At 63.0% G+C, this 19,421-nt stretch carries 19 protein-coding genes; 8 read left to right on the forward strand and 11 right to left on the reverse strand.

The window, feature by feature from the left end; translation table 11 throughout:
* The 4 genes from KHP60_RS16455 to KHP60_RS16470 all read left to right on the forward strand — a co-directional run.
* Positions 1-558 (forward strand): ABC transporter ATP-binding protein (locus tag KHP60_RS16455; protein WP_213565414.1); only part of this gene is annotated, 558 nt, incomplete at its 5' end.
* A gap of 95 nt (positions 559-653) precedes the next feature.
* Positions 654-1,379: an SDR family oxidoreductase gene (locus KHP60_RS16460; protein WP_213565415.1), complete on the forward strand. Its 726-nt coding sequence runs from the start codon at positions 654-656 to the stop codon at positions 1,377-1,379.
* Between the two features lie 335 nt (positions 1,380-1,714).
* Positions 1,715-2,827: an alcohol dehydrogenase catalytic domain-containing protein gene (locus KHP60_RS16465; protein ID WP_213565416.1), complete on the forward strand. Its 1,113-nt coding sequence runs from the start codon at positions 1,715-1,717 to the stop codon at positions 2,825-2,827.
* Between the two features lie 97 nt (positions 2,828-2,924).
* On the forward strand, positions 2,925-3,284 hold the full coding sequence (locus KHP60_RS16470) for a PLDc N-terminal domain-containing protein (protein WP_213565417.1): 360 nt from the start codon (positions 2,925-2,927) through the stop codon (positions 3,282-3,284).
* A 267-nt stretch (positions 3,285-3,551) separates the two neighbouring features.
* Here the strand turns inward: KHP60_RS16470 and KHP60_RS16475 are convergent, their stop codons facing one another.
* The 5 genes from KHP60_RS16475 to KHP60_RS16495 all read right to left on the reverse strand — a co-directional run bounded on the left by KHP60_RS16475 (position 3,552) and on the right by KHP60_RS16495 (position 7,949).
* Positions 3,552-4,544 carry an HAD family phosphatase gene (locus KHP60_RS16475; protein ID WP_213565418.1) on the reverse strand — a complete coding sequence of 331 codons (993 nt, stop codon included), beginning with the start codon at positions 4,542-4,544 and terminating at the stop codon, positions 3,552-3,554.
* A 50-nt stretch (positions 4,545-4,594) separates the two neighbouring features.
* The gene (locus tag KHP60_RS16480; RefSeq protein WP_213565419.1) at positions 4,595-4,879 is read right to left on the reverse strand and encodes a hypothetical protein; all 285 of its coding nucleotides are present in this window, start codon (positions 4,877-4,879) and stop codon (positions 4,595-4,597) included.
* A gap of 37 nt (positions 4,880-4,916) precedes the next feature.
* Positions 4,917-5,174 carry a hypothetical protein gene (locus tag KHP60_RS16485; RefSeq protein WP_213565420.1) on the reverse strand — a complete coding sequence of 86 codons (258 nt, stop codon included), beginning with the start codon at positions 5,172-5,174 and terminating at the stop codon, positions 4,917-4,919.
* Positions 5,175-5,314: 140 nt separating this feature from the next.
* Positions 5,315-7,027: an arylsulfatase gene (locus KHP60_RS16490; protein WP_213565421.1), complete on the reverse strand. Its 1,713-nt coding sequence runs from the start codon at positions 7,025-7,027 to the stop codon at positions 5,315-5,317.
* Complete coding sequence (locus KHP60_RS16495; RefSeq protein WP_213565487.1) at positions 7,017-7,949, reverse strand: formylglycine-generating enzyme family protein; 933 nt, start codon at positions 7,947-7,949, stop codon at positions 7,017-7,019. The genes KHP60_RS16490 and KHP60_RS16495 overlap by 11 nt, the downstream gene beginning before the upstream one ends.
* A 330-nt stretch (positions 7,950-8,279) precedes the next feature.
* Here KHP60_RS16495 and KHP60_RS16500 point away from each other — a divergent pair, with 330 nt between their 5' ends.
* The 4 genes from KHP60_RS16500 to KHP60_RS16515 all read left to right on the forward strand — a co-directional run bounded on the left by KHP60_RS16500 (position 8,280) and on the right by KHP60_RS16515 (position 12,585).
* Positions 8,280-10,028, forward strand: coding sequence for a histidine kinase (locus tag KHP60_RS16500; protein WP_213565422.1), 1,749 nt, complete (start codon positions 8,280-8,282; stop codon positions 10,026-10,028).
* A 134-nt stretch (positions 10,029-10,162) separates the two neighbouring features.
* Positions 10,163-10,795: a response regulator transcription factor gene (locus tag KHP60_RS16505; protein WP_213565423.1), complete on the forward strand. Its 633-nt coding sequence runs from the start codon at positions 10,163-10,165 to the stop codon at positions 10,793-10,795.
* A 94-nt stretch (positions 10,796-10,889) separates the two neighbouring features.
* Positions 10,890-11,357 carry a DUF3302 domain-containing protein gene (locus KHP60_RS16510; protein WP_213565424.1) on the forward strand — a complete coding sequence of 156 codons (468 nt, stop codon included), beginning with the start codon at positions 10,890-10,892 and terminating at the stop codon, positions 11,355-11,357.
* A complete protein-coding gene (locus KHP60_RS16515; RefSeq protein WP_213565425.1) occupies positions 11,350-12,585 on the forward strand; it encodes an HlyD family secretion protein in 1,236 nt (411 codons plus the stop codon). The genes KHP60_RS16510 and KHP60_RS16515 overlap by 8 nt, the downstream gene beginning before the upstream one ends.
* A gap of 151 nt (positions 12,586-12,736) precedes the next feature.
* Here KHP60_RS16515 and KHP60_RS16520 read toward each other — a convergent pair whose 3' ends face one another.
* The 6 genes from KHP60_RS16520 to KHP60_RS16545 are packed head-to-tail and all read right to left on the reverse strand — an operon-like array spanning position 12,737 to position 19,289.
* Positions 12,737-13,633, reverse strand: a complete 897-nt coding sequence (locus KHP60_RS16520) for a carbohydrate kinase family protein (RefSeq protein ID WP_213565426.1) — start codon at positions 13,631-13,633, stop codon at positions 12,737-12,739.
* Positions 13,630-14,700 (reverse strand): ABC transporter ATP-binding protein, encoded by a 1,071-nt coding sequence (locus tag KHP60_RS16525; protein WP_213565427.1) that lies wholly within the window; start codon positions 14,698-14,700, stop codon positions 13,630-13,632. Before KHP60_RS16525 ends, KHP60_RS16520 begins: the two co-directional genes overlap by 4 nt.
* Before the next feature lie 2 nt (positions 14,701-14,702).
* A complete protein-coding gene (gene argH, locus KHP60_RS16530) occupies positions 14,703-16,208 on the reverse strand; it encodes an argininosuccinate lyase (RefSeq protein ID WP_213565428.1) in 1,506 nt (501 codons plus the stop codon).
* A 5-nt stretch (positions 16,209-16,213) separates the two neighbouring features.
* Positions 16,214-17,071: a carbohydrate ABC transporter permease gene (locus KHP60_RS16535; protein WP_213565429.1), complete on the reverse strand. Its 858-nt coding sequence runs from the start codon at positions 17,069-17,071 to the stop codon at positions 16,214-16,216.
* Complete coding sequence (locus KHP60_RS16540; RefSeq protein ID WP_213565430.1) at positions 17,071-17,997, reverse strand: carbohydrate ABC transporter permease; 927 nt, start codon at positions 17,995-17,997, stop codon at positions 17,071-17,073. The genes KHP60_RS16535 and KHP60_RS16540 overlap by 1 nt, the downstream gene beginning before the upstream one ends.
* A 26-nt stretch (positions 17,998-18,023) precedes the next feature.
* Positions 18,024-19,289, reverse strand: a complete 1,266-nt coding sequence (locus KHP60_RS16545) for an extracellular solute-binding protein (RefSeq protein ID WP_409366291.1) — start codon at positions 19,287-19,289, stop codon at positions 18,024-18,026.
* Positions 19,290-19,421: the final 132 nt, after the last annotated feature.

The following is a 19,421-nucleotide window of genomic DNA, read 5'->3' on the forward strand; positions in this document are numbered from 1 at the left end:
ATGCGCACGGAGATCAAGGCCCTGCACCAGCGGCTGAAGACCACCACGATCTACGTGACGCACGACCAGATCGAGGCCATGACCATGGCCGACAAGATCGTGGTGATGCATGACGGCGTGGTCGAGCAGGTCGGCGCGCCGCTCGACCTCTACGACCGCCCGGCCAACCTCTTCGTCGCAGGATTCATCGGCTCCCCCGCCATGAACTTGATCGACGGCCAGGTCTCGATCACGAATGGCGAGCCTATTGTGATGACACAGGACGGCATCGCCCTTCCGGTTTCGGTTGCCCCGCGTCTGCTTCGGGATGGGCAGCGGGTGGCCTACGGCATCCGGCCGGAGCATATCTCTCTCGGGCACGGTGGCCCTGCAGCGCACGTCTCCGTGATCGAGCCGACAGGGTCGGAGACGCAAGCGTTCATGAAGCTGGGCGAAAACCCGCTGGTCGGCGTCTTCCGAGAGCGGATTGCCCCGCATCCGGGCGAGCGACTGGACATCCGTTTCGATCCGGAAAGAGTTCACCTGTTCGACAAGGCCTCCGGGCAGAGACTGGCCTGAAGGTCGCCGCGGCGGTGGAAATCCGGGGGCTTCCGAAAAGGGTATGCAGTTTCGTGCGACTAGATCGCAGGTTGATGTGTTGGTGAGGAACGAACATGGACTTCCAGGGAAAGAGTGTTCTTGTGACAGGGGCAGGGAAGGGGATTGGCCGGTCGACGGCGAAACTTCTTGCCGAGCGTGGTGCGCAGGTAGTGGCGATGACACGCACGAAAGAGGATCTTGACAGTTTGGAGGGTGAAATCGGCTGCCGCTCCATCGTCGTCGATCTGGCCGACGCGGCGGCCACGCGGGAAGCCGCGCACGCCGCCTTGCCTGTCGACTACCTGGTAAACTGTGCGGGAACAACCGCGCTCGATCCCTTCCTCGACGTGACTACGGAAACGTTCGATTTGATTTACACGGTCAATACGCGCGCGCCCATGATCGTCGCTCAGGAATATGCGCGGGACCGCGTGAATCGTGGCTTGCCGGGGGCGATCGTCAATGTCTCGTCGGTGTCGTCCTTCATCGGGTTTGCCGACCATGCGGCCTATTGTGCCTCGAAGGGCGCCCTCGATGCCCTCACACGCGTGATGGCCAACGAGCTGGGCCGCCATAGGATCCGGGTGAATGCCATCAATCCGACAGTCACCCTGACGCCGATGGCGACCAAGGCTTGGAGCGACCCCGACAAGGCTGCCAGGATGCTCGCGCGCATTCCTCTCGGGCGATTTGCCGATCCTGAAGATGTCGCGGAGGTAATCCTCTACCTGCTGAGTGATCGGGCCGCGATGCTGAACGGCTTGGCAATGCCGGTCGACGGCGGCTTCATGATCAACTGATCTCAAGGGCGAGCCGGCGGAGGCCTTCGCCGGATTCAGATGAAATGGCACACTCTATCGCTTGCACATCCCACAAGCCTTCTCGGGAAGAGGAATGACCTTCGCTCTGGCCCACGGACTCAATGCCCTGGAGGCTGGCGGCGGCAGGATCGGCAGCCTTTCCGTCGCCGGTCGCGCTTCTGCCCAGGCGTGCTTTGTTAAGCTGGCCATATTGCGACCTGAAATCGTCCTTCGCAGCGTCCGTCCCGATATGACAGGCTCCGGTGAAGCACAAGAGATCTGGTCCCATTTGCGTATCGATTCTGACAATAAAAACAGAGACAGGAGACGCACCGATGACACTCAGCGACGGCAATTCTCAACGTTCCAACCGGAGAATGACCGCAATCGTCTGTCACGGCCCGGAGGATTACCGCGTCGCGCAGGTAGAGCGTCCCGTGCCGGGAGAGCGCGAGATGGTGCTGCGCATCGCGTCCTGCGGCATCTGCGCCAGCGACTGCAAGTGCTGGTCGGGCGCCGCGATGTTCTGGGGAGGTGACAACCCGTATGTGAAGCCCCCGGTGATCCCAGGGCACGAATTCTATGGCCATGTGGATGAACTGGGCTCGGGCGCGGCGGAGCATTTCGGCGTCAGGATCGGCGACCGTGTCATCGCGGAGCAGATCGTGCCCTGCGATCAATGCCGCTTCTGCCGGACCGGGAAGTACTGGATGTGCGAGGTCCACAACATCTTCGGTTTCCAGCGTGTCGTGGCGGATGGTGGGATGGCCGAATATATGCGCATACCGCGCACCGCCCGCGTGCACAAAATCGACGAGGGAATCCCAGCGGACGACGCGGCGATCATCGAACCTTTGTCGTGTGCGATCCACACAGTCAATCGAGGCGATATACAGCTCGACGACGTCGTGGTGATCGCCGGGTCGGGCCCTATCGGCCTCATGATGGTTCAGGTGGCGAAGCTCAAGACGCCGAAACTCCTCATTGTCATCGATATGATCGATGAGCGGCTTCAACTCGCGAAGTCATTCGGCGCGGATGTGATCATCAATCCGCGCGAGCAGGATGCCCTGGCGGTCGTCCGGTCCGTGACCGACGGCTATGGCTGCGACGTCTATATCGAGGCAACCGGCTCGCCGACCGGTGTCGAGCAGGGGCTCAATCTCATCCGCAAGCTCGGTCGCTTTGTCGAGTTCTCCGTCTTCGGCGCACCCGCGACGGTTGATTGGTCGATCATCGGCGACCGCAAGGAACTCGATATTCGGGGCGCCCATCTCGGACCCTATTGCTATCCTATTGCCATCAACCTGCTGTCTCGTGGACTGGTCACCTCGAAAGGAATCGTCACTCACCGTTACCGACTTGACGAATGGGATCGTGCTATCGCAGTGGCGAACTCGCTCGACAGCATAAAGGTTCTGATGGAAGCAAGGAGCGGCAAGGGATAGACGTGCAATGGGTTCTCGTTTGCTGGAGCTTGACCGCATGAGCAAGGATGCGGAGTTCTGGGCGTCGCTCGAACCCTCATGATGAAGCGCCTCTTCCATGAAGGGTGCGCCTAGGACTTGGACTGCTGCCCTCGGCTGGTTCTTTGCTGCTTATGCGCTGCTCACCGGCAACTTCATCGTTCTGGAGAGCAGGCGCCCTCAGGCAACCCTCGCCTGGATGCTGCTATTCCTGACCCTGCCCGGAATCGGCCTTGTGGTCTACGCGCCGTTCGGACGCGACCGCAAGGCCCTTGGCCGCCAGCGCAAGCTCGCGCGCCAGAACCTGCGGGGCACGGCGGCGCCCATCGTGGAGCAGCTGCTGACGCGGCAGGATGAGGAAATTGGCGGGCTTGAGACGCAAGGCCCTGCCTGCCGGGGCTCATGTCACGGGTGCGGCGCAACTCCCATTCCGCTCTGACCACGCGCAACCGGGTCGTCATCCAGCAGAACGCATCCGCGTTCTGTCCCAGTCTGATGAAGGATCTGAGAAATCGGCTATACGGGCGTCATGAACATCGGCCAGGAGCACATCCACGGCGCGCCGACCTTCGACCTGTGGCGGGACACGCAGGTCCGCCGCGAAGGGGAGGGAGCGGCGGTGCTGCAGGCGGTGTTCCTCTTCGGCTGGTACAACGCCACCAGTGAGGACCTCTCCGCAGCGGATCGTTTCCCGTCGCTTGAAGCACTAGGGATAAGGCGGGAAGACGGACTTCCAGTCACGTTTCATGTCGACGACAACCCAACGATCCAACGCTGCAGCATCAAGCGCCTTGTCGAGCTTTCCCACATGCGACTGGCGATCGTAGGCATATTCCCGCTCCGCATCGGTATGATGCACCACGAGACCGAGCCTGCGCTTGCCGGCCTCGGTCGTCCATTGCAGCATCTCGAGATCACCATCCGAGTTCCCGAAGGCGGCGATCGGCCGCCGGCCGATCTCCTGGTTGATGCCGACCGGCTTGCCGGGGCCATCATCGATGAAGTCGACCTGCGGCAGGCGGAACAGGATGGGTTTGCCGTCGCGGCGCTCGAACTTGGTGACGATGCGTGAGCCGATGACCTGCTCGGGTGGGATGCCGTAGCGCTCTTCGGCAAAGGCCCGGATGAACTCGGCTCCGCCGCCGGACGTGATGTAGGTCTTGAATCCGTTGGCGCGCAGGTAGGTCAGAACCTCCAGCATGGGCTGGTACACGAGTTCGTCACAGCGGCGGTCGAAGCGCGGGTGCTTGGCGGTCACGAGCCACTCCTTGACGCCTTGCCGGAACTCCTCCGGCGTCATGCCCGCATGCGTCACGGCAACGATCTCAACCGCTCCTTTCTCGCCAGCCGCGGCGAGTGCCGCCATGTCGCCTTCGAGCACCGCCTTGAAGGGCTGTGTATTCTTCCACTCCGGATGCTGCGGCGCCAGCGCCTTCACCCGGTCGAGCGCATAGGCGAACTGCACGTAGATCGGCTGCTCGATCCACAACGTCCCGTCGTTGTCGAACGTGGCGATCCGCTCCGCAGGCGGAACGAAGTCCGGCGATCCCTCCCGGGTCACGTCGGTGACGAAGGCGACGATCGCCTGCTTTGACGGGCCGTCGTTCCATGACGGCAGCGGATCAGTCTGGGCGACCGCCGTGGAGGCCCACGCAATGACTAGGGCCATCGCCGCGAACCGGAATAACCGAACGTGCATGTGCGCCTCCCTTGGGGCTTCCAATCAATCGGGTCGTGCAATGCACCGCGTCAGGAGTCGTCGGACCCATCCTTGCAGCGGTAGCCGATGAAGCATTGCGGATTGTTCGAGCTCGGCACCCATGCCGGTTCGGGGAACTGGTCGACCGTGCATTCGGCGCCGCTTCTGACGAAGCGGGCATAGGTCGAGGGCCCGGTATCGAGGACGACGGCGCCGTCCCTCATGACAAGTTGGCGGTTGGCAGAGCAGGTTCGCTGCGACGTCGGCGGTCCAGCCTGCGCCATCGCCGTTGTCGTGACTGAAGCGAGTATAAGGGCTGACAGTAGAATTCTCATCGCCGTTTCCTCCTCGATTTCCGAACTGCGATTTTCCTCAGCAATCCGTGCAGATGCCTTTCATGACCTTGCGGTCGATCTGCCTGTTTTGCCGCTCCATCTGCCGGGCGGCGGCCGCGTCGTTCGTCGAGAACTCGTTTTTCGGCGACGTCACGGCGTCCCGCTCAAGGGTTCTTTCCGAAGGGATCGTGATTTCGCCCTGGCGCGGTGGGGGCCCAGAATCCTGGTTCTGAGCGCGGCTGGACGTGACCGCCACCAGACCGAGGAGAACAGCGAGCAAAATGACACGGTGCATTGTTGATCCTCTTGCTTTCGAACGGCTCACTCCAGCGCGCGTGATGGGCACGTCGATCTGAACCAGTCCATGATCGAGGTTTCTCGGCTTAGGTCGAAATGCGGGGAGGGCCATGCAGGGCACAGCCCTCCCCAATCAGGTCAGTTGCCGGTGGGCATCGGCACGTTGACGCCTTCCTTGGCGAGCACCTCGCGGACGGTCTGCAAGCGCTCGTAGTCGGAGAGTGTGATCGGGCCGGTGTAGCCGTAGCTCTGCACTTTCCGCGGCGGATACTCGACATAGGTCTTCATCACCTTCTTGAGTTCCTGCTCCATAACCACGCCCATCCAGGTGCGTTCGGTGAAGTTGTTCATGAAGATGTCGTAGCGCTCCTGCGGATCCTGGAAGAGGTCGAAGACCTGCGGGACCGTGGCGACGTACTTCTCGGCACCCTTCCAGCCGAGATTGGTGTCGACCGCGAGGCCGCCGGTGGAGGCGCCGTCGTCGCCCCGCAGGTTGAACAGGAACTTGTAGTTGTTGACACGGACCGCGCCCGGCGACAGCTCGTTCTCGGTGAAGTAGAACCATGACTTCCGCGGCGACTGGCCCGTCCCGAACAGCACCGGCGTCATGTCCTGGCTGTCGAAGATGATCGGCTGGCCCTCGCGGTCCCTCTCCGGCAGTTTCGTGCCTGCAACCGACGCGAACGTCGCCATCAGGTCGAGGCCGCCGAGGATCTCATGGTTCTTGGTGTTGGGCGCGATCCGGCCCGGCCACCATGCCATTGCCGGCACGCGGTTGCCGCCCTCGCGCAGGGTGCCCTTGGTGCCGCGGAACGGGGTGTAGCCGGCATCCGGATAGACATCCTGCCAGGCACCGTTGTCCGTGGTGTAGAACACGAGCGTGTTGTTGCCGCCGACCTGCCGGATCTTGTCCATGATGCGCCCGATCCGAGCGTCGAGCTCGACCACCGAGTCGGCGTACTTGCTCTTCGACAACGACTTGTGCTCGAACTCCGGCGCCGGCATGTTGGGCTGGTGCACCTTCATGAAGTTGATGCTCATGAAGAACGGCTCTCGCGACTGCGCCGCCCGGTCGAGATAATCGAGCGAGGCTTTCTCGACATACTCGTCGAAGAACGGGATCCCGACGACGCCTTCCTTGCCGTTGATCACGGGTGTGTTCACGTACTGGCCGTTGACCTTGAACTCCTCCCGCGCCGGCTGCCCGGCATTGCCCGACAGCGTGCCCTTGGTCACCCGCTGGAACGTCGCCCGCAGCTCCGGGGGCATGTCTGGGAACCAGGTCGGATCGGCATAGGTGTAGGCGTTGAGGTGGTAGAGACCGCAGTACTTCATCTCGTCATAGCCCTGGGCATTGGGCAGGGCATAATCGGCCTCGCCAAGGTGCCACTTGCCGGTGAAGAACGTCCGGTAGCCCGCCTGCTTGAGCACCGAGCCCAAGGTCCACTCGGCTGCCGGCAGGCCGCCGCCCTGGCCCTGGAACGCTACGGTGGTCATGCCGCTGCGGTTCGGAATGCGTCCGGTCTGCATCGCGGCGCGGCCCGGGGTGCAGCTCGGCTGGGCATAGAACGAGAAGAAGGTCATGCCCTCGTTGGAGAGCCGATCAAGATTGGGCGTCGGCATGCCGCGTCCGGGGCCGCCGCCGTAGGCGCCAAGATCGCCGTAACCTGTATCGTCGGAGACGATCAGCACGATGTTGGGCTTCTGCGGCTGCGGGGTCTGGGCGAAGGTCGGGACGGCCATTGTCGCCGAGACCAGGGCCGTGGCTCCGACGAGGGCAGCCTTGGCCCGCCTGCGCCGGAGGCGGAAACGTCCGCCCGGCATTTGTGAGGACGCACGATCACTGGTCATGGGATCTTCCTCTCTCTCTGATGATGCAGCGGAAGCCGACATGGCTCGTCGAGGTATCGACCGGCTGCGGGTGACGCGCTGCCGGACGGTAGCGACGGCAGTAATTAGGGGCGCACAGGTGTGAGCCGCCCTTCAACACCCGGCGAGGGATCCGCGTTTGCGGCTGGCAGGGGTCATAGCTCTGGCCTTCATCTCCGCCGCGCGGGTTCTCGGGAATGCAGCAGGCCTTGGGAGCGTCGGTCGGATGCTTTGGGGCGTAGAAGTCACTGGTCCATTCCCAGACATTGCCGATCATGTCGTAGAGGCCATAAGCATTGGGCGGAAAGGCGGTGACCGGCGACGTGCGCTCGAAGCCGTCCTGCGCGAGATTCTGGAACGGGAAGGCGCCCTGCCACGTGTTCGCCATCTGGCGTCCGTCCGGCGTGAGTTCGTCGCCCCAGGCAAACTCCGCCTGGTCCAGTCCACCGCGCGCCGCGAATTCCCACTCGGCTTCGGTCGGCAGGTACTTGCCGGCCCAACGGGCATAGGCGAGTGCATCGGCATAGGCGACATGCACGACCGGATGATTGTCGAGGCCGTGGATATTGCTCTTCGGGCCAGTGGGATGCCGCCAGTCGGCGCCCTTGAGCAGGATCCACCACTGGCTCCAGTCCCGAAGATCGACCGGATGATCGGGTGGCGAGAAGACGAGCGAGCCCGCATAGAGCATGTGCGGAGGGGCCCCGGGATAGTCCTTCGGATCGGGTCGCTTCTCGGCGAAGGTGACGTGTCCGGTGGCGCGAACGAAGTCGCGGAACTGACGGTTGGTGACCGGTGTGCGGTCGATGAGGAAGCCATCCACAGTGACGCGATGGACTGGCGCCTCTTCCGGATAATGCCTGTCCGAGCCCATGCGAAATGTGCCGCCGGAGATGCGGATCATGTCGGCGTATGAAGGCTCTGTTTGCCCGTGGCCGTGATGGTGCCGAAGTGTGGCCTGCGACATGGATGTTGCTCCTGTCCTGGCAGGACCGCAGTATCGTCCAGCGCCCAGTCATCGGGCTATCAGGGTCTCTCCTGAAAATGATGGAGGCAGACCCTGATTTCCGCCTCTCCCTGATCTGCGGACCGACGCATAGCCAACCGAGCGGGTGCGTCCGCCTATGGTAGGTCGACAGCAGGTGGGCTCAGGGTTTAACGTATGTTATCGGAGCGAGGGCCCCGTCGCGGCCCCGATCCTGTTGCGTTGCCCTTGCGGCCGGAGGTCGCCGTCATGAGCGATGGCACCGTGCCGATAGTTGCGCGCTCGCTCCCGGGCGTGCCGACCCGCTTGCGGGGCCGCGTCGCCCTGATCTTCGCGGCCATCATCGTGGTGACCTGCGTTGTCGCGGCGGCGCTGCTGCTATCGAATGCCCGGCATGAGCGCCAGATCGTCCGGGAGCATACCCTGGGGAACGCGATTGCGCTGTCGTTTGCGTTCGACCAGGAGGTGGCAGCAGGCAACGCCCTGCTGAAGGGCCTGTCCTCGTCGCCGGCCCTGAAGTCCGGCGACGCCAGGGGCTTCTACGACCAGCTCAAGGCAACGCCGATCCCCGACGGATCCTGGCTGATCCTTCAGGATCTGGACGGTCAGGTCGTCAACACCCTCCGGCCGTTCGGGGCGGCGCTCCCGCGGCACCGGGACTTCCCGACCTATCCGGAAGCCCTAAACCGGGTGCGGGAGCGCGGGTGGACGGTGTCGGGCCGCATGGCTAGCCTCGCGAAGCCCGGAACGACGATCATCGCGCTCAGCCTGCGGATCAACCACGACGACGGCACGATGAAAGGCTTCATCACCACCGTCCTGTCGCAGGATCGCCTCGGAGCCATCCTGGGAAGCCAGGACGTCCCTGCGGCATCGACGCGAGGCGTCTACGACCGCAAGCTCCAGCCCATCGTGACTACGAGGGGAGCCGAGACATCGTCGCGGGTTCCCATGCCAGTCGCCCTTGCCGCGCGCCTCGCCACCGCAAACGGGAACGAGACGGTCGAGGGCTTGATCGAGGATGTCGACGAGCGCGGCATCCCGATCCTGGTCGCATACCGCAATTCCGGAGCCACGAACTGGACGACCATGGTCGCGGTCCCGCTTTCCGGTGTGAACGCTCCCGTCGCGGGCGCCCTGCGCCAGATGGCCGGGATGGCGGCCTTCCTCCTTCTGGCCGGCGGCCTCGCCGCGCTGTTCACGGCCCGTCAGGTGGAGCAGCCGCTCCGAACGCTGTCCGATCAGGTCGCTGGCGCGAACAACAAGGTCAGCGAGCTGTCCGGGCAGTTGCTCGCCCTCCAGGAGGAGGAGCGGCAACGCATCGCCCGCGAGCTGCACGACTCGACGGCGCAGCACCTTGTGGCGGCAAACCTCGGACTGTCGGGCCTCGAGGCGGAGGTTCGGCAAAGCCCGGCGGGCCACAAGACCCTGAGGGAGGTCGAAGGCCTGCTGACGGAGGCGCTGCGGGAGCTGCGTATTTTCACCTACCTGCTGCATCCACCGAACCTGGAGAAGGACGGCCTGCAGGCCACGTTGCGGGATTTTGCCGAAGGCTTTGCGGGGCGAACGGGACTCGTTGCCCGGATTCGCATTTCGGAGGAGGTGGACGATCTGCCGCCGGACCTCCAGCGGACGATCCTGCGCGTGATGCAGGAGGCCCTCACCAACGTGCATCGGCACGCCGGCGCCTCGCACGTGTCGGTCGATGCCCGCATTGTCTCCGGTCGCTTGGTCGTGCGCATCCGCGACAATGGGCGCGGGATCACCGGTGCTGCCCGGCTGGAAGGACCGATCCGGCTCGGCGTTGGCGTTGCAGGCATGCGAGCCCGCCTGGAGCAGTTCGACGGCGAGCTGCGGATCCGAACCGGTCGCGGCGGCACCAGCATCGTCGCGATGGTCCCCGTCCGCGGGACTGGTCGAGCATCATCACGGGCCGGAAGCTTGCGGATGCCATGGCTGTCGAGCCGGGACAAGGCGGACGGCCAGGCCCTTTCCTGAAGTTTCAGGGTCTGCCTCCGGCACTTTCAGGGTTTCGCGCGGATGGGTTTGGCGGCCCAAAGGTGTATCCTGCCTCTGGGGCTCGGGGGACTCGGGGGCTCGGACGCCAGACCCCAGTCGGAGGAAGTCTTGCGATGACGCGCATTCTGATCGCAGACGATCACGACGTGGTCCGCTCTGGCGTCCGGACCATCCTGGAGGGGCATGAGGGTTGGGAGGTGGTCGGCGAGGCCCGGGACGGCAAGCAGGCCATTGACCAAGCCCTGGCCCTGCGACCCGATGTCGTGATCCTCGATTACTCGCTGCCTCTGGTGAACGGCGTGGAGGCGACCCGCCAGATCCGGGGCCGCGTGCCCGGCGTAGAGGTGTTGATCTTCACCATGCACGACACCGACAGCCTAATCCGGGATGTCCTTGAGGCCGGCGCCCGCGGCTTCCTGCTCAAGTCGGATGCCAAGGCACTTTTGGTCTCGGCGGTGGAGGCACTGGCGGCCCACAGGCCGTTCTTCACTGGCAAGGTCTCCGAAGCTCTGCTCGAAACCTATCTATCGAAGGGAAGCGTGGACGAATCGGCGCTGACTGCGCGGGAGAAGGCGGTCGTACAACTGATCGCGGAGGGCAAGACCAACAAGCAGATCGCCGACATCCTGAGCATCAGCACCAAGACGGTCGAGACCCATCGCGCCCTGGCCTTGCGCAAGCTCAACCTCGACACGACCGCGGCCCTGATCCGCTACGCGATCCGCAACGGACTGGTGGAGGCGTAAGCTCCGGAAAAGAGACCTCTGTACACGCGTGGCAACTTCGCCGTCCTCATCCGCTGCCGCGGAGCAGGAGAATGCTTTCGACAGGAGATCTATCATGAACCCGACGCTTCATCCTGCGGCTCCGCATCATCTGCCGGCGTTCATCGTCAGCCCTGGGGAGACGGACGTCTTCATGGTGGTCATGGCCGTAGTGCTGGTCATCGCCGTGATGGCCATCGGCCTGCTGTTCCTGCGCCTGCACACCTTGCCCGAGCGCATCGCTCACAAATCTCACAAGCTGCAGTTCGAGATCGTCGCCGTGCTCGGCCTGCTCGCCCTCTTCACCCACATCCATCTCTTCTGGGTCGCCGGCCTGCTGCTCGCCCTGATCGACATTCCCGATTTCGGCTGGCCCCTGCGCCGGATCGCCGGATCGCTCGAGACGATCGCCGGCATCCCGCCCGGCCGGGGCGCCGACGGGGAGCCCGATGCGATCGCCGCCGATCCCGCCCCGGACGACACGGCCGAAGTGCCGAAGATCATCACGCTCCCGCGCATGCCGAAGGACCGGACCGATGCTTGAGCTCCTTCTCTGCTCCCTGCTGACGATCCTGCCGGATTATCTTTTCCGCCGCTATGCCCAGGGCAAGCGGCTCGGCCGCGAGATCACGCTCTACTCGGTCTGGTTCGAGCTGCGCTGGGGCATCATCGCCTGCCTGATGCTCACGGTCGGGCTGATCACGGTGATCTTCTACAACCATCCCTCCACGACCAGCGCCACCCTGTACTACCGGACGGTGCCGATCCTGCCGGAGACCAACGGACGGGTCGCCGAGGTCTACGTTGACGGCGTGACCGGCGAGGTGAAGCAAGGCGCGCCGATATTCCGGCTCGACAGTTCGACCCAGGAGGCGGCGGCGGAGGCCGCCCGGCGCAAGATCGCCGAAACCGATGCGGCACTGGCCGTCGCGCGGACTGATGTTCTCGCGGCCGAGGGCCGGATCCAGGAGGCGCGCAGCGCCCATCAGCAGGCCGTGGACGAGCTGGCGACCAAGCAGGAGATCTACCGGCGCAACCCGGGCGCCGTGGCGATCCGGGACATCGAGCGGCTTCAGGTCGCCGTGCAGGGGCGCCAGGGCGGGATCGACGCGACCACTGCCGCCAAGAGTTCCGCCGAGGCGCAGATCTCCACGCTCCTGCCGGCCCAGAAGGCCAGCGCCGAAGCCGCCCTGGCGCAGGCCGAGGTGGAACTGGCGAAGACCGTCGTGCGCGCCGGCGTGACCGGGCGCGTAGAGCAGTTCACCCTGCGGGTGGGCGACATCGTCAACCCGTTCATGCGCCCGGCCGGGGTGCTGATCCCGCAGGGCGCCGGACGCAGGGCCATCCAGGCGGGCTTCGGGCAGATCGAGGCGCAGGTGATGAAGGTCGGGATGGTGGCCGAGGTCACGTGCATCTCGAAGCCCTGGACGGTGATCCCGATGGTGGTGACGCAGGTGCAGGACTTCATCGCGGCCGGCCAGTTCCGGGGCGGCGAGCAGCTGATCGACCCGCAGCAGGTGGTGCGGCCGGGGACCATCCTGGTGTTTCTCGAGCCGCTCCACGCGGGCGGGCTCGAGGGGGTGACGCCGGGCAGCTCCTGCATCGCCAACGCCTACACCAGCAACCACGATCTGATCGCCTCGGGTGAGGTCGGCGCGACCAGGGGCGTGGTGCTCCATGCGGTGGACGCGGTCGGGCTCGTGCACGCCATGATCCTGCGCATCCAGGCGCTGGTGCTGCCGATCCGGACCCTCGTGTTCACCGGACACTGAGACCTCGGTGCATCATACCGGCTGTCCCTGACCTCTTCAGAAGATGTCGGCAGTTGGTGAGCGACGGCTTGTGCACTGGGCTGACATCGCCCCTGCGTTCGGAGACGATGGGGTGAGGAGACGGTCGGGAAAGGCAGTTGAAGCACGCCTCTTACAACAGTCGCGGCGGGGCCCCTCCTGCTGATTGGACAGAGAGGGCACCCGCCTTGATCCCGGCGGTCAAGCTACCTCTTATATCGGAGGTGTCGAGCCAGGAATGCAGGAATCCTGCGTTGAAAGCATCGCCCGCTCCCGTGGTGTCGACCACGTTGACAGGAAGCGCCTCTGCGGAAACATAATCAGTCCCACAGGATGCCATGGCGCCGTGTTCGCCGCGTTTCAGGACAACCACCGGAAAATGCTTCTGCAGATGATGCAGGATGGCCTCAGCTGATCTTTCACCGGTCAGCGCCTCTCCCTCCTCGACATTCGGAAGGAAGACATCGATTCCTGAACATATCTCGAAGAAGCCTGTATCCCGACGGATCAGCTGGTCATCCCAACTCGGATCAAGCGAGATGGTCAGGCCCTGGCCCTTTGCCATGGCGATCACGTCGGGATTGTCCTTGAGCGTGGCGAACTCCGCGATATGTAGATGCGCGATATCGGGCACCGAGAGGGCTTTTTCGAGCGATGCCGGTCGGGATGTGCCGGCGCGTCGGGAAATGAAAGCACGCTCGCCGTCCTTCACCAGAGCGACGGTCGGCTGGGGCCCTGCGTCGTGAGAACGCTCGACAAGGGCGAGATCGATGCCGCTGGCTTCAAGCTCTGGATCGAGAGCCAGCGAGAGAGGGTCGGTTCCAAGGCGCGTAAGCAATGCTGCTGGCCGGCCAAGGGATGCAAGATGAGCCGCGGTGATATAGGCACCGCCGCCTGCGACGATGGTCACGTCCCTGGCAAAGCGCTCGCGGCCGAGCACCGGCATGTCATGCAGGCCCGTGAAGATGATGTCGCAATAGGTGCGTCCAAGGCACAAAACCTTGTTCCGCTCAAGGGACTTCGCGGTCATTGGGCAGCCAAGGCCTTCTCTGTCGCCCTGTCGAAGTAATAGAGCCTCTCGGCCGGAACGTGCAGGGTCAGCTGCTCGCCGATTTTCGGGATGTGCCGTCCGGGTGCCGAGCCGATGACGGTCTGATTGCCACTCTCGATGTGAACGAGGGTCTCGGAGCCGAGCGTTTCCACAACGACGACCGTGCCGGACACGGACAGGCCCGGCCTTCCAGATGTTCCCGGCGTGAAATCCTGAGGACGAGCTCCGATCAGGATCTCGGGCGACGATGCCGGTAAAGATGTGACTTTGACGGAGCCGCCTACCGATAGATCAGCTCGGTTCTCCTTCAACGATGCCGGAAGCAGATTCATCGTCGGGCTTCCGATGAAGCGCGCGGTGAAGACGTCGACAGGCTTCTCGTACAGCTCAAGAGGTGATCCGACCTGCAGGATCCTGCCGTCACGCATCACGACGATCCTGTCGGCCATGGTCATGGCCTCGACCTGATCGTGGGTCACGAACACGGATGTGGTGCCAAGCCGATGATGAAGTCGCTTGATCTCGATGCGCATCTGGGTGCGCAACTGAGCATCGAGGTTGGAAAGGGGTTCATCGAACAGAAAGGCCGCAGGATCCCGGACCATGGCGCGCCCGATAGCGACGCGCTGACGTTGGCCGCCCGACAGCGCCGACGGGCGGCGGTCCAGGAGTTGGGACAGGCCGAGCGTTTCTGCCGCCTGCTCCACCCGTGCACGCTTTTCGCTCTTCGAAAGTTTCGAGCGGTAAAGACCGAAGGCGATATTGTCGGCAACGGACACATGCGGATAGATGGCATAGTTCTGGAACACCATGGCGATGTTCCGATCCCTGGGCTGGAGCTCGTTGACGACGCGTCCGTCGATCCTGATCTGGCCGCTGCTGATCTCCTCGAGACCGGCGATCATCCGCAGCGTGGTCGACTTGCCGCATCCCGAGGGACCGACCAGCACAACGAACTCGCCGTCCTGAATTGCGAGGTCAATGCCGTGGACCACGGCTGTCTGCCCGTACTTCTTGACGAGGCGATCGATTTCGATAGTCGCCATTGTCAGGCTCCAAGAAGTGCGTGGAAACGGGATTGAAGATCTTGGGCAGATGCCTCGGCACGGCTCTTTGTGTCCTGCATTCGCGCACGGCATCCTGCGATTTCCTGACCGTATCCGTCAATCGCCTGAGCCAATGCCCTTGGCGCCGGTCCGCCGAACCGGTCGCGCACGGCCACGAAGTTTTCAGCGGAGACGATCTCGGCGAACCGGCCGGGCGTGACGCTCGCGTCACGACCCGTACAGCGGTTGAAGGCTCCACGAAAAGCCTCATAGCCATCGCTGGCAATGTCGCCGCCGATGGCGACGACCGCGCGTGCGACCTCGGCGGCAATCTCATGCGCCTCGCGGAAGGATAGACCTTCCAGGCGCACGAGGCTGTCGGCAAGTTCCGTCACCGTGATGCAGCTGCGGCGGATGTTCTGACGCACGCGTTCGGCATCGACCTTCAGCGCGGGAACCAGCGCGGCGAGCAGGTCGAGAACGCGCCCGCCGCTCTCGAAGGCGCCATAGCCGAAGCCCTGGCTTTCCCCCTCGCTGTCGTTCATGTCGGTGAAGGGCGTGTTGTGCATGATCGTGAGCATCGCCTGCGCTCGACCGACGGTTTGCGACGCGAGGTGGCGCATATGTTCAATGGGAACGGGATTGCGCTTCTGTGGCATGATCGACGAGATCTGCACGAAGGCGTTGGGGACATAGATCTGTCCGACCTCGAAGCTCGTCCAGAACTGCAAATCCTGGATGAAGCGGCCGAGATGCAGGAATATGAGCTCGATGGCCGAATAGGTGGATGTGATGTAATCGATGGATGCGATGCAGCTATAGGAATTCTGCAAAGGGCGGCTGAAGCCGAGCAGGTGGGCCATCAGTTCGCGATCGATGGGAAAGCCGCTCGTGGTGATGGCGGCAGCGCCCATCGGGCTCCGGTCGACGATGTCTCGGGCCGCTTCCAGGCGGGCAATATCGCGCAGCAGGGTCTCGAGAACGGCGGACAAATAATGCCCGAAAACGGTCGGCTGCGCCGGCTGCCCGTGGGTATAGGCAACGATCAGCGTTCGACTTTCCCGTTCCGCCACGGACGCGAGGGTCTCGGCCAGACCTACCAGGCGCGCCAAAAACGGGTCGATGCGATGTTTGAGGCCGAGCTTGAACAGGGTGTGATCGATGTCGTTGCGGGAACGTGCCGTATGTAGGCGCCCTGCGAGATCCGGCCCGAGGCGGGCGCGAAGCTGTTTCTCGATGAAGAAGAAGAAGTCTTCCACTTCGCCGGTATAAGTCAGGCTGTTCACATCGACCTCGCGCTCGATGGCTTCGAGAGCCTGGGCGATAGGCCGCGCCTGCTCGATGGTCAGGATCCCGGTTTCGTAGAGCATCACGAGATGCGCCCGGTCTATCAGCCGGAATCCGTCCACGTGATGGTCCTTTGCTCCGTCAAAAAGAGGGCGAAGGACGGTCTCCTTGTAGACGGGATCCGGGAAGGTGGATGTATCGTTGAAGGAGCCTGCGGTCATCGGCTTCACCCTTTAAGTCCGGCCAGCATCACGCCTCGGACGATGTAACGCTGGAGGAACAGGAAGATGATGAGGGTGGGGAGGGTGGCGATGCTTGCGCCTGTCATGATCTTCTCCCACTGGATGGATTGCTCTACCGCGAAGCTGGAGAGCCCAACCGGCAGCGTGTAGAGCTCCGCGCTCGTCGTCACGATGAGCGGCCAGAAGAAGGCTGTCCAGTTGCCGAGGAAGGTGAAGATCGCGAGTGCCGACAACGCGGGGGTCACGAGCGGCATTGCAATCTTCCACCAGATGGCGAATTCGTTCAGGCCGTCGATCCGTGCAGCTTCCAGGAAGTCGTTCGGTATGCCTTCAAAGAACTGTTTCATCAGGAAGGTGCCGAAGGCCGTCATCATGCCTGGGAACATGATGCCCCAGTAGCTGTCGAGCCATCCGAACTGGCTCGCCATGAGATACCACGGGAGCACAAGCATCTCGGTCGGGATCATCAGCGTGGACAGGATGGCGACAAAGACGATGTACCGGCCCCGGAAGCGGAACTTTGCCAGCGTATAGCCGACCAGACTGTCGAAGAACACATTCGAGAGCGTGACGATGATCGCCACGATCATTGAGTTGACGAACCATCGCGTGAAGCGGCCGTCGCTCAGGATCTCGATGTAATTGTCGAAGGTCGGTGCCGCCGGAATGATGCGCAGATCATAGACCTGCGAGGCGTCCTTGAGGGAGGTCGACAGCATGAAGAGCAGGGGCGTTACCATGATGACGCCACCGATGAACAGGAGCGTCCAGGCGATAATGCGGCCAGGCCTGACACGCGGCATGGGAAGAGAGGACCTCTGAGACGGTGCAGCGCGAGTCATCAGCGATCTCTCATGAGGCGCAGTTGAACGAGGGAGATCACGAGCAGGATCAGGAACAGAACGACTGTCTGGGCGGCCGCATAGCCCATTTCGTAGGAGCTGAAGGCCGTCTGATAGATCATCAGCACAAGTGGCTTGGTTGAATTCAGCGGGCCACCGGGATCGTTCGTGTTGATGTTGTAGACCTGATCGAAGATGCGCAGGAAGCCGATGGACGAGAAAACGACCAGGAAGACGAGGGTCGGCTTGAGCAGCGGAAGGGTGATCTTCCGCAGGATCGCGCCCTCCGACAGGCCGTCGATCCGCGCGGCTTCGTAATAGGTCACCGGAATGGCGCGCAGTCCGGCGAGGAAGATGATGATCTGGAAGCCGAGGCCCGCCCAGACGGCCGGCGCAAGAACTGCCGGCAGCGCCTGAGTGGTGGAACGAAGGAAGGGCTGCTGCGGGATGCCGAAACCTGCGAGGACGTCATTGATCACGCCGATGGGGACGGGCTGGTAGAACCAGCGCCAGACCCATGCCATCGCAGCCGCGGTCGTGAGAAACGGCAGAAAATACAAGGCGCGGATGAACGTGTGCATGAACCTCACCCGGTCGAGATAATACGCCACGATGAACGAGATCATCAGGCTGATCGGCGTACCGAGAATCAGGTATACGAAGGTATTGCGAAACACCTGCCAGAAGAGCGGGTCCGCAAAGAGCCGCTTGTAGTTCTCCAACCCGACGAATTCGGCCGGCTTGGTGATGGTCCAGTCCGTCACCGACAGGTAGAAGGCCTGGAATGTCGGCCAGAAGCGAATGACGACGTAGAAGAGAAGGGGAACTGCGAGGAAGCCCCATGCCCATATCAGCTGTTTCTGGCCAAGGCTCGTTCTCGACCAGAAGCCGCCGGTGGTGGCCTCTCGATGCGCGACAACGGACATGAGATTGTTCCTCGCGGCTCGCTTGATCAGCGCTTGGCGCGGTCGAGGATCGCCTGCTCGGCTTCGGCAGCCTTCGCGAGCGAGGCCTTTGGCTCTTCATTGCCGATCAGGACGCGGTTGACCATGTCGATGGCAACCTGACGCTGGGCAAGTTCGTCCTTAAAGAGCGTGGTGTGAGCATATTCCAGCCCCTTGAGGAACGGGCCATAGATCGGGTGCGCGATGTTCTCGGGCGTGAGAGCCGCGGTGCGGCGTGCCGGCAACTCACCCACGACCTCCATCCAGATGTTCATGGCTTCCGGAGAGGAGACATAGGCCAGAAACTTCTCCGCCGCCGCCAGCTTCTCGCCTTCCGCCTTCGTGGTGATCGCATTGGCGAAATAGCTCGCATAGTTGCTGCGCACGCCTTGGGCATTGGCGGGAAGCTCGGTCACACCCCATTCGAAGCTCTTGATCGTGCCGAAGGAGCCAAGACGGAACGTGCCGTCGATGGTCATAGCGGCGAGGCCAGCGCGGAATGCAGCTTGACCTTCATCCATGAAGCCAGCTTGACCGACCTTATGCTTCTTCTGGAGGTCCGTGTAAAAGGTGAGCGCTTTCAGGCCTGCCTCGTCGTTGTAGGTGACCTTGGTGTCATTCTCGGTGTAGGGAGTGCCGCCGAACTGGCGGATCAGGACTTCGCGCCACCATTGGTGATCCTGCCCGGTCATGTCGAGCGTCATGCCGGCGGAAGTGATGTTGCCGCTGCCGTCGCGCTTTGTGGTTTTCTCGGCGGCCGCGATGAGCTCCTCAAGCGTCTTAGGCGGGTTGTTGGGATCGAGGCCTGCGTCCTTGAAGGCCTTCTTGTTGTAGAAGAGCGCCAACGAGCGCACGGCCGTCGGCAGGCCATAATAATCGTTGCCGCGCTTCATGGCGCTGACGATCGGGAAGAAGTCGCGCTCGATATCTGCGGCCGGGAAGGCTTCGGCCCGCAGAGGGCGGATCATCTTGCCGGCGATGAAATTGTCGGTCCAGCCATAGAAAAGCTGCACCACGTCCGGTCCTTGACCGGCAAGGATCGAGGCGGCGACCTTCGTCTGATAATCGGCATAGGGAAAGGTGGTCTGCTTGACCTTGATGTCCGGATTGGCCTCCTGGAACTTCGCGATCAACTGGTTCATCGCCTTGACGCGCGTGTCGAAGACATACTGCCAGTATTCGATCTCAACGGCCCTTGCGCCAGAGGCTGCCAGAGTGGCGACGCCCAAAGCGACGCTCGCGATCAAGTGACGAAAACGCATATCCCTCTCCATTCTTCTGGCGCGGGGCGCGCCGACATTTCTCTGGTGGCGGTCTTCGAGAGGACCGTTCCAGGACCAAGGCTCCTCTAGAGTCCTGAGACTGTCAATAAGATAATTCACTTGAGTTATTCGATGCCCCGGGCC

The sequence above is a fragment of the Microvirga sp. 3-52 genome (assembly GCF_018383585.1).
Lineage (GTDB): Bacteria > Pseudomonadota > Alphaproteobacteria > Rhizobiales > Beijerinckiaceae > Microvirga.

Coding starts and splice junctions, on each gene's coding strand:
- KHP60_RS16510 (WP_213565424.1), top strand. CDS start 10,890: ATGAACCCGACGCTTCATCCTGCGGCTCCGCATCATCTGCCGGCGTTC.
- KHP60_RS16460 (WP_213565415.1), top strand. CDS start 654: ATGGACTTCCAGGGAAAGAGTGTTCTTGTGACAGGGGCAGGGAAGGGG.
- KHP60_RS16505 (WP_213565423.1), top strand. CDS start 10,163: ATGACGCGCATTCTGATCGCAGACGATCACGACGTGGTCCGCTCTGGC.
- KHP60_RS16485 (WP_213565420.1), bottom strand. CDS start 5,174: ATGCACCGTGTCATTTTGCTCGCTGTTCTCCTCGGTCTGGTGGCGGTC.
- KHP60_RS16525 (WP_213565427.1), bottom strand. CDS start 14,700: ATGGCGACTATCGAAATCGATCGCCTCGTCAAGAAGTACGGGCAGACA.
- KHP60_RS16515 (WP_213565425.1), top strand. CDS start 11,350: ATGCTTGAGCTCCTTCTCTGCTCCCTGCTGACGATCCTGCCGGATTAT.
- KHP60_RS16475 (WP_213565418.1), bottom strand. CDS start 4,544: ATGCACGTTCGGTTATTCCGGTTCGCGGCGATGGCCCTAGTCATTGCG.
- KHP60_RS16540 (WP_213565430.1), bottom strand. CDS start 17,997: ATGTCCGTTGTCGCGCATCGAGAGGCCACCACCGGCGGCTTCTGGTCG.
- KHP60_RS16495 (WP_213565487.1), bottom strand. CDS start 7,949: ATGATCCGCATCTCCGGCGGCACATTTCGCATGGGCTCGGACAGGCAT.
- KHP60_RS16470 (WP_213565417.1), top strand. CDS start 2,925: ATGAAGGGTGCGCCTAGGACTTGGACTGCTGCCCTCGGCTGGTTCTTT.
- KHP60_RS16490 (WP_213565421.1), bottom strand. CDS start 7,027: ATGACCAGTGATCGTGCGTCCTCACAAATGCCGGGCGGACGTTTCCGC.
- KHP60_RS16465 (WP_213565416.1), top strand. CDS start 1,715: ATGACACTCAGCGACGGCAATTCTCAACGTTCCAACCGGAGAATGACC.
- KHP60_RS16535 (WP_213565429.1), bottom strand. CDS start 17,071: ATGACTCGCGCTGCACCGTCTCAGAGGTCCTCTCTTCCCATGCCGCGT.
- KHP60_RS16545 (WP_409366291.1), bottom strand. CDS start 19,289: ATGGAGAGGGATATGCGTTTTCGTCACTTGATCGCGAGCGTCGCTTTG.
- argH (WP_213565428.1), bottom strand. CDS start 16,208: ATGACCGCAGGCTCCTTCAACGATACATCCACCTTCCCGGATCCCGTC.
- KHP60_RS16520 (WP_213565426.1), bottom strand. CDS start 13,633: ATGACCGCGAAGTCCCTTGAGCGGAACAAGGTTTTGTGCCTTGGACGC.
- KHP60_RS16500 (WP_213565422.1), top strand. CDS start 8,280: ATGAGCGATGGCACCGTGCCGATAGTTGCGCGCTCGCTCCCGGGCGTG.
- KHP60_RS16480 (WP_213565419.1), bottom strand. CDS start 4,879: ATGAGAATTCTACTGTCAGCCCTTATACTCGCTTCAGTCACGACAACG.